The 13,928-nt window shown below is 26.8% G+C and carries 11 protein-coding genes; 6 read left to right on the top strand and 5 right to left on the bottom strand.

Annotated features, from left to right (window positions below; translation table 11 throughout):
* Positions 1 to 58: 58 nt before the first annotated feature.
* Positions 59 to 2,149 carry a glutamine synthetase III family protein gene (locus JW646_RS01380; RefSeq protein ID WP_074917727.1) on the bottom strand — a complete coding sequence of 697 codons (2,091 nt, stop codon included), beginning with the start codon at positions 2,147 to 2,149 and terminating at the stop codon, positions 59 to 61.
* Between the two features lie 465 nt (positions 2,150 to 2,614).
* Here JW646_RS01380 and JW646_RS01375 point away from each other — a divergent pair, with 465 nt between their 5' ends.
* Both JW646_RS01375 and JW646_RS01370 read left to right on the top strand, forming a co-directional pair.
* Entirely contained in the window at positions 2,615 to 3,184 is a 570-nt protein-coding gene (locus JW646_RS01375; RefSeq protein ID WP_074917724.1) for an ANTAR domain-containing response regulator, read from the top strand.
* 156 nt (positions 3,185 to 3,340) lie between these two features.
* Positions 3,341 to 3,532, top strand: coding sequence for a ferredoxin (locus JW646_RS01370; RefSeq protein WP_074917722.1), 192 nt, complete (start codon positions 3,341 to 3,343; stop codon positions 3,530 to 3,532).
* Between the two features lie 59 nt (positions 3,533 to 3,591).
* Here the strand turns inward: JW646_RS01370 and JW646_RS01365 are convergent, their stop codons facing one another.
* On the bottom strand, positions 3,592 to 4,956 hold the full coding sequence (locus JW646_RS01365; RefSeq protein ID WP_228416300.1) for an MATE family efflux transporter: 1,365 nt from the start codon (positions 4,954 to 4,956) through the stop codon (positions 3,592 to 3,594).
* A gap of 140 nt (positions 4,957 to 5,096) precedes the next feature.
* On the opposite strand from JW646_RS01365, the gene JW646_RS01360 reads away from it, so the two are divergent.
* Positions 5,097 to 5,906: a MerR family transcriptional regulator gene (locus tag JW646_RS01360; RefSeq protein WP_148557524.1), complete on the top strand. Its 810-nt coding sequence runs from the start codon at positions 5,097 to 5,099 to the stop codon at positions 5,904 to 5,906.
* Between the two features lie 35 nt (positions 5,907 to 5,941).
* Here JW646_RS01360 and JW646_RS01355 read toward each other — a convergent pair whose 3' ends face one another.
* Positions 5,942 to 7,327, bottom strand: coding sequence for a CehA/McbA family metallohydrolase domain-containing protein (locus JW646_RS01355; protein WP_228416299.1), 1,386 nt, complete (start codon positions 7,325 to 7,327; stop codon positions 5,942 to 5,944).
* A gap of 191 nt (positions 7,328 to 7,518) precedes the next feature.
* Here JW646_RS01355 and JW646_RS01350 point away from each other — a divergent pair, with 191 nt between their 5' ends.
* Complete coding sequence (locus JW646_RS01350; RefSeq protein ID WP_228416298.1) at positions 7,519 to 8,022, top strand: hypothetical protein; 504 nt, start codon at positions 7,519 to 7,521, stop codon at positions 8,020 to 8,022.
* Between the two features lie 39 nt (positions 8,023 to 8,061).
* On the opposite strand, the gene pdaA is transcribed toward JW646_RS01350, so the two are convergent.
* Entirely contained in the window at positions 8,062 to 8,886 is an 825-nt protein-coding gene (pdaA, locus tag JW646_RS01345; RefSeq protein WP_083399314.1) for a delta-lactam-biosynthetic de-N-acetylase, read from the bottom strand.
* A gap of 152 nt (positions 8,887 to 9,038) precedes the next feature.
* On the opposite strand from pdaA, the gene JW646_RS01340 reads away from it, so the two are divergent.
* Positions 9,039 to 12,104, top strand: a complete 3,066-nt coding sequence (locus tag JW646_RS01340) for a helicase C-terminal domain-containing protein (protein ID WP_228416297.1) — start codon at positions 9,039 to 9,041, stop codon at positions 12,102 to 12,104.
* Between the two features lie 54 nt (positions 12,105 to 12,158).
* Here JW646_RS01340 and JW646_RS01335 read toward each other — a convergent pair whose 3' ends face one another.
* Entirely contained in the window at positions 12,159 to 12,860 is a 702-nt protein-coding gene (locus JW646_RS01335) for a hypothetical protein (RefSeq protein WP_228416296.1), read from the bottom strand.
* Positions 12,861 to 12,975: 115 nt separating this feature from the next.
* Between JW646_RS01335 and JW646_RS01330 the strand changes: the two genes are divergently transcribed.
* Positions 12,976 to 13,926, top strand: a complete 951-nt coding sequence (locus JW646_RS01330) for a calcium/sodium antiporter (protein ID WP_228416295.1) — start codon at positions 12,976 to 12,978, stop codon at positions 13,924 to 13,926.
* Positions 13,927 to 13,928: the final 2 nt, after the last annotated feature.

The raw sequence follows: 13,928 nt of genomic DNA, 5'->3' as shown, positions 1-13,928 counted from the left end.
CTTCTATAAAAATTTATAGTAAGGCTTTCTTTTTTAATGTCAGGAAATTATAGTTTAACTATATGCTAAACAATAAGTCTGCATAAGTAGGGAATGGCCAAAATTCCTTGCCAACTATTGTTTCTAACTCATCTGCAATAGCGCGAAGTTCTTGCATTTGTACTTTAATATTATCTCTATAAAATTCAGCATTTTCTTTAGGATTAGTGAAATCTTTACTCTCTAATAATGAGTTGTTTAGCTTTTCGATCTTCATGTCTAAACAAGAATTTAAAGAAGAAAGTTTTTTCACTAAAGAAATTTCTAAGTTACAATCAATATCACAGCTTAATGATTTCTTGTTTAACGCAGTATCAGTTAAAGATTTTGAATAAGCACATACTGATGGTATTATATCTTTTTTTGCCATATCTATCATTGTTAAAGCTTCAATATTTAAAGTTTTAGAATATTCTTCTAGTAAGATATCGCATCTTGATTGAAGTTCTTCTTTCGTATAAACATTAAATTTTTCAAATAGATTAACATTTTTCTCGTCCACATAATGAGGAAGAGCATCAACAGCAGTCTTGAAATTAGAAAGGCCTCTTCTTTCAGCTTCAATAACCCACTCATTTGCATAGTTATTTCCATTAAATATTATTCTTGAATGTTTTTTCATTGTATCTTTAATTATGTCAAAAATAGTATCCTCTGTATTTGTACTTTTTTCTAATATATCTGCATACTCACATAAACTATTTGCTACAATTGTATTTAAAATAGTGTTAGGACATGCAATATTACAAGTAGAACCAAGCATTCTAAATTCAAATTTATTTCCCGTAAAAGCTAAAGGGGAAGTACGGTTTCTATCTGTAGTATCCTTCATAAAAGATGGAAGAACATCAACATCTATATCCATTGTGTTTAGGAAATTTTCGCTATAAGGCAAATCATTTTCAATACACTTTAGTATTTTCTTTAAGTCTGAACCTATAAACATGGAAATTATAGCAGGGGGAGCTTCGTTACCACCTAATCTATGATCATTTCCTGCACTTGCTACTGATAATCGAAGCAGGTCTTGATATTCATCCACTGCTTTAATAATTGCAGAGAATAATAATAAGAATGTTCTATTTTCATAAGGTTTTTTACCTGGTTCCAATAGATTTTTTCCTTTGCTAGTAGAAAGTGACCAGTTGTTATGTTTTCCACTACCATTTACACCTGCAAAAGGCTTTTCGTGCAATAAACAAACAAGACCATGTTTATCAGCAATTCTTTTCATTAAGTCCATTGCAATTTGGTTGTGATCTGTTGCTATATTAGTAACTGTGAAAATAGGAGCCAACTCATGTTGAGATGGAGCAACTTCATTATGCTTAGTTTTTGACAAAACACCAAGTTTCCAAAGTTCCATATCTAATTCTTTCATAAATTCTGCCACTCTTGGTTTGATTGAACCAAAGTAATGATCTTCCATTTCTTGACCTTTTGGTGGTTTTGCTCCAAATAAAGTTCTTTGGCAGAATTTTAAATCCATTCTTTTTTCAAATAGTTTTTTATCTATTAAAAAATATTCTTGTTCTGCACCAACAGTAGTTACTACTCTAGTTACCTCATTGTAACCTAAAATGTTTAATAATCTTACTGCAGCTTTATCAATAGCTTCCATAGATTTTAATAAAGGTGTCTTTTTATCTAAAGATTGACCAGAATAAGAACAAAAAGCAGTTGGTATACATAAGGTTGTATCTCTTATAAAAGCATAAGATGTTGGATCCCACACAGTATATCCTCTTGCCTCAAAAGTACTTCTAAGCCCTCCAGATGGAAATGATGATCCATCAGGTTCTCCTTTTATTAATTCCTTGCCAGAAAACTCCATTGCAATATTGCCGTCACCAGTAGGTGAGATAAAGCTATCATGTTTTTCCGCAGTGATCCCGGTCATTGGTTGGAACCAATGAGTATAATGAGTTGCACCTTTTTCTATTGCCCAATCTTTCATAGTGTTTGCAACTACATTTGCAATTTTAATATCAAGTGGTTTACCTTGATGTATAGTATTTTTTAAAACTAAATATATATCCCTTGGCAATCTTTCTTTCATTACATTGTCATTGAATACCAAACTCCCAAAAGTTTTAGATAATCTTTCCATAATATACCCTCCTTTAATATTGTCAGAATATTGAATTGAAACATAGGATTGTTTCAAAATAAAAAAAGGCGCAGTAGGTAAAAGTACCTACAGCGCCTTTGCTGTTAAATAATTATAGAATATATTGTATGCATATTCAAAAAAAATGTCAACTAAAAATCTAAAAAAAGAAAATTTTTATGAGAAGACGAAATATTGGAAAAAATATTTGACATATATTCTAAGAAGATGTAGAATTTTACTAAATATAATGAAAATTTATAAAATAGTACAAAAAATAACTTTGAATTTTATGTGAAAGTAAGAGTATTTATAAAGGGATGTGAAGCAGGAGTAATTTCATTCTTTTGTGAGGGGCTCTTTTTTTAATATGAAAAATGAAATAAAAGGTATTGAACTTGCATTTTGCCACAGTGTATCAAATAAAATTTTAATAGGTTATTTTTAATTTAAAGGGTGATTCTTATGGAAAATATTCTAATTGTATCTAGTTCTAATAAAAGTAAAGAACTATTAGTTAATATTGCAAAGGAAAGTGGCAATTATAACGTTTTAGCTGTGGAAAATAGTTTTCGTGGTAGAGAAATAATAAAAAAAATGAACTTTGACTTAATAATAATTAATTCACCTTTAAGTGATGATATTGAAGAAAACTTATCAGTATTTGTAAATGAAAATACTAATAGCTCTATAATACTAATAGTAAAAAATAATTCACCTAAAGAGAATAGAAATAATATTGAGAGTAAAGGAATTTATATAATGGAAAAACCATTGAATAAACTTATACTTATTAATATGATTAATTCTTATATTATTCATAGAAGGCGATTTAATTCTATTATTAAGGAAAATGAAAAGTTAAAGAAAAAAGTAAATGATATAAAATTAATAGAAAGAGCTAAATTAACTTTGATTCAGTATTTAAAAATGAGTGAAGAGCAATCACATAAATATATTGAAAAGCAAGCAATGGATTTAAGAATTACAAAGGTTGAAGTTGCTAAAAATATTTTGAAAACTTATGAATACTAAAGTTACTGTGAATCTAAAAGTAGACTTAGTAGAGCAAATCCAATAATCATAGGATTTATTAAGGCCAGTGTTAAGAAATAATTGTAAAAAATGTAATATATTAAACATAATTGGGAATTATAAAAGCATATTATAGAAAAATATGGAGGTATAGCTATGAAAGCTTATGTTGATGATGATTTATGTATAGGATGTGGAACATGCCCAGAAGTATGCCCTGAGGTTTTTCATATGACTGATGATGGAATAGCTCATGCAATAAATACTGATATACCAGAAGATGTACTTGGAAATGCAAAAGAGGCTTGTGATAGTTGTCCAGTTGATGCGATTGATATTGATGACTAAATAAAAAAGGCATGTTATTATATTTAATAACATGCCTTTATCTATATTGGAGTATAGATTTATAAAATTATGGAATCTTTCATAATTTTAGACGATGGTTCATTTTCAGAATTTAACTTTTTCTTTCTAAAAAAGTTGAATAATAAAGATAGTGCAATAACTAAACATACAAATTCAGACACTCCAGTTGTAATCCATATGGCATTACTACCAAATATTGTAGTTAATAAGAATAAACTTATTGTTACTAACACTAAACTTCTTCCAAGAGAAATTATAGAAGAATACAAAGGTTGTTCTATGGCTACAAAGAATCCAGAAATAATTAAGTTAAATCCTACAAATAAGAAAGAAATTGAATATAACTTAAACACAGAAACTGTTGAATTAAATAACTGAGTTTCCTCAGGATTAATAAACAAACTTGTAATATTACCTGCAAATAAAATAGATGAGGCGAATACGGCAACAGAAGTTATCAAAACTGTTTTAAGGCCCATTTTAAATAAATGATTTACTTTGTCTATTTCACCTGCACCAAAGTAGTAACTTATTAAAGGCTGAGCACCTTGAGTTATTCCAATCATAGTCATTAATATAAGAGTATTAACATAGCAAATTACACTATAAGATATTAATGCATCTTGACCTATTAATCTTAGTAAGGTTTGGTTAAATAATATTGTAACTATTCCCACACTTAATTCTGAAGTACAATCAGGGAAACCTAAGCAAACTATTCTTTTAATAGTATGGCAACTAAATTTGAATTTAGTAAATCTTAAATTGGATTTTTTTCTTATAAAATGACTTAAGAAAAATACAGTTGAAAGTACTTGAGCTATGCCTGTGGCAAAGGCAGCACCTTTTACACCATATCCAAGTTCTATAACAAAAATATAATCTAAAACTATATTAGTTATAGCTGAAATTACCACCCCAATAGTTGCTAAGAATGGAAATCCGTCAGCTTTTACGATAACTTCTAAAGAATAAGAAACAATAAAGAATATGTTAAATAAAGATATTACAAATAAGTAATCCTTAACATAACCTATAGTATCTGGAGTTGCACCTAAAATTTTAGCTAAATAATCAAGACCCAAAATAGATGTAACTGTTATTATAATTGCAAGAACTGTAATAGTAACTAAATTAAGTGAAAAAGCTTTATTAGCATTTTCTAAATCTTTTTTTCCAAGATACATTGCTATAACTGTAGAAGCACCCGTAGAAAATAACACAGATATGGCAAATACTAAATTAATAAAAGGCATAGAAATATTTACTGAAGCTAGGGCCAACTCTCCAACCCCTTTACTAACAAATATTCCATCAACTATTGTGTATAGTGAGAAAACCCACATGGCAACAACAGAAGGACCCAAGTACCTTAGAAATTGTTTAAATAAATTTTTTGTCATTGTATCACTCCTTATGCTTATATCATAATCCTTGGTATAATACCAAGGTCAATAAAAATCAGTAAATATTTTTAAATTTATTGAAAAATATTTTTCTTTGTGAAATAATATATTTCAGTATATATTAAAAAGGAGCAAAAATGAAAGATTATTATAAAATTGGAGAAATATCTGAAATGTACGACATGAGTAGAGATTCACTTATGTATTATGAAAAGATTGGAATAATAAAACCTACTAGGGACGACAATGGATATAGGCTTTACAGTGTTTCTGATATATGGAGACTTAATTTAATAAAAGAATTAAAAAATTTAGGTTTCTCTTTCAAAATGATTAAAGAGTATTTAGAAAATAGAGATTTGAATTCTACTAATAAATTACTTCAAAACGGTATAACATTACTAGATGATCAAATTCTAAAATTATTAAAACAAAAAGAAAATATGAGAAAGAGAATGGAATCTATAGAAAATACTGCAAATAATTCTAGCTTAAATAGTGTGGAATTATCTTACTTAAAAAGACGAAAAGGTCTCATATTAAATGGTCAAATTAAAAGAGATGCAGATTTTGACTTATTAATACAAAAGCTTCAAAAAGATCATAATAATAAATTTGGTATTTTAGGAAATAACAATGTAGGATCAGTGTTTAAGGTAGACTCACTTAGAAATGGGATAACTACAGATTTTGAATCTGTATTTTGTTTACTAAAAGATAATGCCAAAGACTACAATATAGTATTTGAAGAAGGCTACTATGTAACATTGACTTATAGCGGAGACTATGTAAACAACAAAGTACACATAAAGAATATGTTTGACTTTATTGAAGAAAATAAATTAATAATTACAGGTAATCCAATGGAGATATACAAAATAGACATACATGAAACAGAAAATAAAGATGAGTTTATCACTGAAATTCAAATACCTATCAAATGTTAAAGATGATGTTACAAGAAAAACATCATCTTTTTGTGTTATGGTTCAACCCAAACTGGAGAGGTTATAGATTTTTTATTGCTTTCCTCAGTTATTAATGCAAAATAATAAGTATTTTCCTTTGGTAATTTTAAAGTAAAATCAACTTTTGCATAATTTGAATTAAATTCTTTTGTATAGACTATTTCGTTGTTATTGCTAAACACTTCTATTTTTTTTATTTTATCATAGTCGTCATTATTAATTGCACTTACAATAAGCCTAATGTAAGAAGGAGATTTTACTATACTCCCCATAGGCATTTTATTCAATGAAAAAAATATATCTAAATTATTATCTTCACTTACATATATTCTTCTGTTTTTTATTGCATCTAAGATCTTACTTTTACTTAAATCTTCACACAGTATAGTAGTTCTAAGATCTTTTGAAATATTCCAATTGGGGTAGTCGTTATACTGGCATGTTATAGGGCTTACGTGCCAGCCGTTATTTAAGGCTTCCTTATATGCATCTATGTTTAATACATCCCTGTTTTTTTTAGGATCTGTTTTTTTATTTAGTTCAAGTAAGGTTATAACCTGGTCACCATAAGGTGAATATTTAAAGTAATCTATATTGCTTAAATTGTTATTTGCTTTAAATTGACAGATTAAATCACCTTCATAGTAAAATAATTTTTTATAAAGCAACGGAAGACTTATATTGTCTTTAAATAAAAAGGGATATTCACAGTTAAATATATTAATTTCAGTTTTATTTTTTTCGTCTTTTAGTTTGGTGCTTAATTCGAAGCCGGGTATGGAAATAAAATTATTATTATTAGTAAATTTATTGCATGAATCAATTAATTTTTTGTACTTTTTACTATCTACATGAATATCAGATTTATTATTTTCTTTGTTATTTATTTTTTCAGTAATAAAAACATAATCTAAATGATTTGTGTTTTTGCATAGATTATTCAAATCATCATATGAAGTAAGCATATTTAGTTCCTTAGTATTGTTAAAAAAAATCCCCTTATAATTATTATAAAAAGGCGTTCCAACGGTGAAATACCATTCTATCTCTTCTACTTTATTATCCTTAGTGGGAATTTCAATTTTTACAACCTGTACACCTCTTTTTAGCTTTGTGTCGCATTTATAGTAAATATATTTAGATGTAAGTATGGTTTTATTAGTTACTTCTTTATAGTTTATATAGAGTTTATAATTATCTAAAACAAATTTACTATTGTAGTTAATTATAATTTCTGGATTAGAGATTATATTTTGCTCTCCTCTTTTAGGAACCAGACTATCAATAGTTATGGATCTATTATCATTAGCATTACTTTCAATATAAATATTTCCATCTGTTTCTATATAGAATGAAAAAAAAATAAAAAATATTAAAGTAATAGTAGTTATTTTTTTCATATTTTCCTCCCAAATATATTTATATGACGAATTTAGTTTTAACAAAGAACTAATTTTTATGCAATAAAGGAAAATTAAGTATATTGGCATTTATTTAATTTGTACAAACATAAGAGGACAAGATTAATTAATATAATATAGAAGGATTCTTAATTTTTATTAAATCATCTTCTTATTAAAGGAGGATAAATATGTTAGCAGATTCTATTGAGATAAAAGTAAGAAAGAAAGATGCAATGAAACATATATTTAGAAAGACGCCCCTAATAAGCAAAATTGACCAATTTAATAGAAAAGTAGACAATATACATTTAGAATATGTGGAATATAAAATATTAAAATATGAAATTATTAGTAGAAGAAAAAATAAGAATAACTTTAGAAATGAGGATATAAACGATAACATAACTATGATGGTAAATACCTACAATGGGCATTCCAAGTCAGTTGAGAGTGTGCCACAAACGGTTAAAAGGTATATTGCTAGAAGTTGTATAAAAAAATCTAATATTAAAGAAGATTATATAGTCGAAAAAGTAAAAAATGAAATTTTAAATTATTTTGATAGTAAGATTAAAAAAAATTCAATAGATAAACATATAATAAAAAATATTAGGCTTTTAGAAGTTAGAAGTATATATAAACCCTACTGGATAGGGGATTATAATGGTAAAGAAGTTTTTGTGGATGCATAGAAAAAGCTGTAAGTAAAAATCTTACAGCTTTTTAAACATTTACCTTTTGTTATTTAAGTAATCTAAAGATTTCAAAGTATATCCCTCTTCTTCCCAGTGTGTGATTACTTCATCTAAGATCTCACTATTTGTTTTTGAATTTGAGTGAAGTAAAACTATGGCACCAGGATGAGTTCTAGAATATATTTTATTTTTGGCAAATTCATGGGTAGGTTGTTGGTTGTTATACCAATCAACATAAGCAAAACTCCAAAAGATTGAGGCGTAACCTAAATCACTAGTCATTTTTAATGATTCTTCGCTAAATTTTCCCATTGGTGGTCTAAAATACTTAGGCATTTCTTTTCCTGTTACGTCTTTATATGTTTTGGCCACATCTAAAATTTCTTTTTTGAACTTTTCTTCGTCATGAATTGATGCCATGGAAACATGACTTACTGAGTGGTTACATACTAAATGACCTTCTTTTTCCATTCTTTTTATTATGTCTGGATTGTTTTTGATATAACTTTCCACTACAAAGAAATTACCTGGAGCGTTGTGTTTTTTCAATACATCTAACATATGGTTAGTAAATCCATTTTCATAACCAGAGTCAAAAGTTAAATATATTACTTTTTCCTCTGGTTTTCCAACATAATAAGTATTGTAGTTTCTAAAAAAATCGGCTTCTTTTATTGGTAAAGGTTGTTTACCATCTTCTCGTGGGTTGAAATACCAGTTATATTCCTGGGTACTAATATCTTTGGAATAAATTTGAGTTTTTATTTTGGTGAATATTACATTGTTATTAGCAATGACAAATGCAAAAACTAATAAAAATGCACCGATAATTATTAATTTATTTATGCTGTTTTTTTTCAAATCTAAACCTCCATTTCTGTCTTATTGAAATTTAGCTATACATATTATTGCCAAAAGGAATATAATAAATTTATGATTAAACTAAATTACTTTCGTGGTAATATAATAAGGTTAAGTAAAAAATTCTTTAATAAACTATGAAAGGATGAGTCATGAATATAAATAAAATTAAAAGTATAGTACAAGATGTGGTTTTTCTTGATTTAGAAACTAGTGGACTAAATCCTTTTAAGGCTGAAATATTAGAAATTGGAGCTATTAAAATAGAAAATAATAAAGCAACTTCTTTTCATACTTTAATTAAAAATAAAAAAGAAGTTCCTATTGAAATTTTTTCTCTTTGCACTAACTTAAAAAAAGAGGAATTAAGTAAAGCGCCAAATTTATATGATATAAAAAATAAGTTAAAGGAATTTTTAGGTAATAAAAAAATAATTTGCCATAATGGTGAATTTGAAAAAAAATTTTTAGAACATTATATTCCTGAAATAAAAAATGAGATTTTAGACTCTATGGAACTGGCTGCAATATTAGAGCCTTATCATAAAGAGTACAGCTTAGAGTATTTGAAAAATACTTTAACAAAAGATTTATCTTGTGAGAAACATAGAGCTTTAGATGATGTTATAGATACAATAAAAGTAGTAAATGCCTTGCTTTTAAGACTGAAAAATGAAGAAAGTAAAAGTGGGACTTTGGAAAATTTAACTTTTAAAATAAATTCTACTTTAAATAGATTTGGATTAGACAAATGGGTTTGGAGTCCTATTATTGATGAAGGAAATCACAATTTAGAAGCCTTAGATGTGATTTATGAAGATGATGAAATTATTGTTGAAAATAAAAAGGATATGAAAAATACTCTTATAGATAATAGATTTTGCTATGAGTATTTATTAAAGAAAAGTGAAATTTGGCAAAGTAAAAAAGGCTTTAATTATGAATTTAGGCCAGGTCAATTTGAACTAAGCAAAATCATACGAGAAACTATGAACACTAGAGGAGAGAATATTGCTTGTATTGAAGCTCCAACAGGTATAGGAAAAAGCGTGGGGTATTTACTACCAAGTATAATGGAGAGTTACCTAAATCATAAAAGGATAATTATTTCCACAGATACAAAGGAACTTCAAACACAACTTATAAAAAAAGATATTCCAAATGTAATACAATCTCTTGGCTTGGAGGGGAAAATATCCTTTGGATATATTAAGGGAAAAAGTAATTATATTTGTGTTGAAAAATTAGAAAAATATATTAATGAATACGATAACAATAAATGTAGTGCTAATGAAATATTATCTTTAATCATATTAGAAAGACTTGTGAAAGAAGGAATTTATGGAGATATTGAAGAGATAAATTATTGGATTGTAAATCATTTTCCAGATATAATTACTCATTTAAGACAAGTTTCTTGTGACCCTAATCTTTGTAAACCAAAGAAATGTTACAAAGAATGTCTTTACAAAAAAAGAGTAGAAGAACTAAAAGAAGAAGATATAACTGTAGTTAATCACTCTCTTCTTGCTAGATGGCCTTACAAAGATGAAAAGCCTATAGAAAATTTAATTGTAGATGAGGCACATAACTTAGTGGAAAAAGGTTATGAATTTTTTGCTTCAGAAGTAGAATACAGAAGTTTGAAGTATTTTTTACAAGAAATTTATCCTTTTGAATTAGTACATAACAGTCCTTTTGCTTATATTAGTAGAAAAAAAAGGTCCCTTAAACCTTTTGATAGATTTTATAATTATATAAAAATGGAAGCAAACAATAAGTCCAAAATAAGCAGAGAAATCAATCTTATAATTGAAGAAGCTGAGTATATTTTAGATTACGGGAAAATGAATAACTACTCAAGTTTTTCAAACTATAATTTAAGTTGGGAGATAAATCTTCAAAGTGAAGAAAAAGCTGGATCTTTATACAAAGACAAAAGACTAGTAGATGTTACATATAGCAAATACGGAGATTGTATAAAAACATCTCTAGACAGAATTCTCTCCAATTTAAAATCTATTTTATATATTTTGGATAGACAGATGGATGATGATAATTTGGACAAAGAAAATGATACGTACAAACAAGGTGAAAGTAAGGTAAAAGACTTGGAAGCTTTAAAAAATACAATAGAAGTGTTCCTAGAGTATAATGAAGCTGATTTGTATGCAAGAATTGTTACCCTACACAAGGACTTCGACAACTTTTTATTTCAAGTTGTTCCTTTAAATATAGCTGATTTATTTGAAGAAAAAATATTGTCTTCTTTAAACTGTGGCATATTTTTATCAGCAACCTTAACAGTAAATAACAATATGAAGCACTTTGTCAATACTTTAGGAATAGATAGATTTATTCATAAAGAGAAAGTAATTGAACCCTTATTTGATTATAAAAGAAGAATAAAAATTATTACTTTAGATGATATATCTTCTTACAAAAACAAAGAATTTATAGAAGATATGAGTAGGGTAATAAGCAACTTATCACCCTACACCAATGGTCACATGTTATCTTTGTTTAATTCGAAGGATAGGCAAGAAAAAACTTATGAGATTTTGAAAGAATTTCTCCATGAAAAAGATATAGAAATATACATGAACAAAAAGCATATAAAATTACTAAAAGATTTTAATAAAAAATGTGTTATTTTAGGATCAAAAGGTTGTTTTGAAGGGGTGGATGTACCAGGGGATGGACTAACTTGTGTGACCTTAGACAAAATTCCCAACTTAAATCCTAAAGATCCTCTTTATTCAACAATAATGAATAAATTTAATAAAACTTATTATGATGTAAACCAACCCCAAATGATAATTAAATTGAAACAAGCTATGGGAAGAATACTTAGAAGCAAATATGACTATGGATGCTTTATAATATTTGATATGGGAAGAAAAGAAAATTTATATAGACTAAAAAAGGATTTACATCATTGTGATATAATAAATACCAACTATTTTAATTTACCGATTATTGTAAATCATCATTTAACTCTATGCAGAAAAGAAGTAATAAGAGATTTAATCGGGGATATTAGTAATAGTGAATTAATTAAAGATATGGATAGTAAAATGAAAATTGAAGAATATTTTAATGAAGAAATAAATAACAGATCAATAAATGCAAAGATTAAAATAAAAGATGAAAAAAACTACTTGCTAAAGTATTTTGATTTAAAGTATTTAATCAATAAAGATAATATTGATAAATAATGGAACCTATAAAAAGTACATGAATTACTCATGTACTTTTTTGCTACTTAAATTTTATTTTATATAATCAATAATAGTTTCACATATATTAGATGAATGGATAATGCTAATCTCATCTATTACGTTATTATGACAGATTATAAATAATGAATGTTTATTTAAATGTCCATTGCTTTTAATATTATAAAAATAAAGTATCTTATTTTCATTTAACAAATTAACTGCTATTTGTGGACAGGTTAAGTTATATGTTGTATTAAACTCTTTAATATTATTGCCAATATAATTTCTGTATTTTTCAGTAATAAAATTTTCATTTAAAGTTGAATAATTCTTGTTATAATCTATTTTTAGATCCATATTGTTTATATTTGCCTCAAAATAATCTTCATTAACTGTGTCTGAATCATTAAATGAAGATTTTATAACTTTATTATCTTTGTACCAAAGTATCACATAAGAGTCATCATTATTAATATCATAATAAGCTTTTATAATGGCATAATGATTAAAATCTCTAAGACTAATATAGTTATGATGAAGAAAAGATAAGTCTTTTATATTTAGATAATAAGTAGATTTTTCTGGTGAACCATAGATTTTTTCCACATCATCATATGTAACACCAACCAATTGTTTTATATCTGAAGTAGTTAATTTTGTTTGATTTTTACTATTATTCAAGTTGTTCATTTCACAACCAAAACATAGTAAAACAATAAATAATAAAAATATAATTATAAATTTTTTCTTCATTTCACATCTCCTAAGTATTTATACAAATATTATCTATTTTTGTTTGAAAAATATACTCTGCATAACATAAAAGTATTAATACAAACTAATAAAAAAGACTTTTAGGAGGACAAAAATGACATACATAATTTTATTAATTGGATTTTTATTATTAATTAAAGGAGCAGATTTTTTTGTAGAGGGATCATCTTCCATTGCAAAAAAATTTAATATACCAAGCCTTATAATAGGTCTTACAATAGTGGCATTTGGAACTAGTGCACCAGAGGCTGCTGTAAGTATAACAGCTGCCATGAGAGGACAAAATGAAATGGCTATAGCAAATGTTGTTGGCTCTAACATTTTTAATATATTGTTTGTTGTTGGGGTAACGGCAATGATAAAACCAATATATGTACAAAAATCAACGAATCTTAAAGAGTTTCCATTTTTACTATTGTCATCTATAGTTCTGGCAATCTTAGCTTATGATGTATGGTTTCAAGGATATAACGAAAATATTTTAACCAGAGCAGATGGGTTAATATTTATAGCCTTATTTATTATATTCATTTACTATTTAATTGATATGGCTATAAATAGCAATGATGAAACAAGTGAAGAAAATTATAAAGTAATGCCACTTTCAAAAAGTATTTTGTTGAGTATAGGTGGTCTTTTAGGTATTATAATAGGAGGTAATTTTGTAGTAAATAGTGCATCAGATATAGCTATGTCTTTGGGGATGAGTGAAAACCTAGTAGGACTTACTATAGTTGCCATTGGAACTTCTCTACCTGAGCTAGCAACAAGTATAGTTGCAGCGAAAAAGGGTGAAAGCGATATTGCTATTGGAAATGCTGTAGGATCCAATATATTTAATATATTGTTTGTTCTTGGAGTATCCTCTTGTATTAGTAATGTTCCTGTGCAAGCTGAAGCCTTTACAGATATGTTTGTAATGATAGTATCTACAATAATAGTATATGTTCTTGCTATCTCAAATAGAAAGATAAATAAAGTAGAGGGTATGATTATTAGTTTACTATATATTGCTTATTTTGTTTTTATAATTTATAGACAATAAAT

It is taken from the genome of Terrisporobacter hibernicus (assembly GCF_020809405.1).
Lineage (GTDB): Bacteria > Bacillota > Clostridia > Peptostreptococcales > Peptostreptococcaceae > Terrisporobacter > Terrisporobacter petrolearius.
The sequence above is the reverse complement of the archived record's forward strand: the minus strand, read 5'-3'. Positions and strand labels throughout refer to the sequence as shown.